A 1,054-nucleotide genomic window follows, 5' to 3' on the forward strand; every position below is an offset into this window, starting at 1 on the left:
GCCGGCCCGTTCGATCGGACCGATCGCCGCGAGAACCCCGTCGACCCCCACCGTCCCGTCGAGGAGGGACGCGCGCAATGCCGGCCACCGTGCCGGCAACCAGCCGCCCGACGTCAGATCGACCTCCCGCCGCACCGCCCTCGCGGCCTTCACGACCCGGGTGGCACCCGTCGCATCCACCCGCAGCACCCGCTGCAGAAGCTCGCCGACGGTTCGGCACCCGAAGAGGCCGCAGAACGCGAGGTCGCCCGAACCCGCCGGGCGTGACTCCACCGATGCGACGACCCCCACCACCACGGCCTCCACGCGCCGCTGCGCTTCACCCGCCATTCGCAGCAGCTCCATCTTCGATTCGTCGCTCAAACCCACCACCGCCTCGGAACGCAGCACCGCATCCAGGTCGGCGACGACCTGGCTGAGCGCATCCACAGGAGTGTTCATACCCGAAGTCAACTCGGGGCCACCGACATTCATCCCGGGATAAGCCCAGTTCAGAGCAATATTCCAGAACACAGATAGAGGCCTCCAACACTCCACCAAGCCGGCGGAAAGCGAGTACTCCACAGCTGCCGCGCACCGAGAAGCCAGGGCACCCCGAGCACTCCGCACGGGATGCAGAATCGACACACCGCTGGCGTCACGCTCTCCGCGGATATCGACGGAGGACAGAGCGCGGCGAAGGCCACATCGATGCCGACGCGTCCGATCTCGATTTGACGCTCGCGAGTTCACGAATTAAATTACAGATCGGTAACGGTGGCATCCGGGGGGATCGACCGCCGCGTACATCTGCCTCCCGGAAGGATCCCGTCACGAATTCCCTGCCCCCCGAGCGCGCTCACGAAGCCTCGGAAGCTCCGACAGAAGTCCCCGATCCGACTCGACCGCTTCTCCGTCGTCATCGTCGACGCCAGGCGACCGCAGACGCGCACTCCTCCCTTCCGTCGAACGCCGCCGACACGCTCCCCCTCGCCGACGCGACCTCTTCGTCCGCCGAAGCCCTCGTGCCCGAAGCCCGCCCCGCACCCGAAGCAGGCCTCGCACCCGAAGCCCG

The 1,054-nt window shown here is 67.6% G+C and carries 1 pseudogene; it reads right to left on the reverse strand.

The features are described 5' to 3' along the window. Positions 1–441, reverse strand: a pseudogene (locus DSP71_RS22065) (hypothetical protein); the annotation flags it as partial. Between the last annotated feature and the right edge of the window lie 613 nt (positions 442–1,054).

Source organism: Microbacterium sp. H6, assembly GCF_003314775.1.
In the GTDB taxonomy this organism is placed as follows: domain Bacteria; phylum Actinomycetota; class Actinomycetes; order Actinomycetales; family Microbacteriaceae; genus Microbacterium; species Microbacterium oxydans.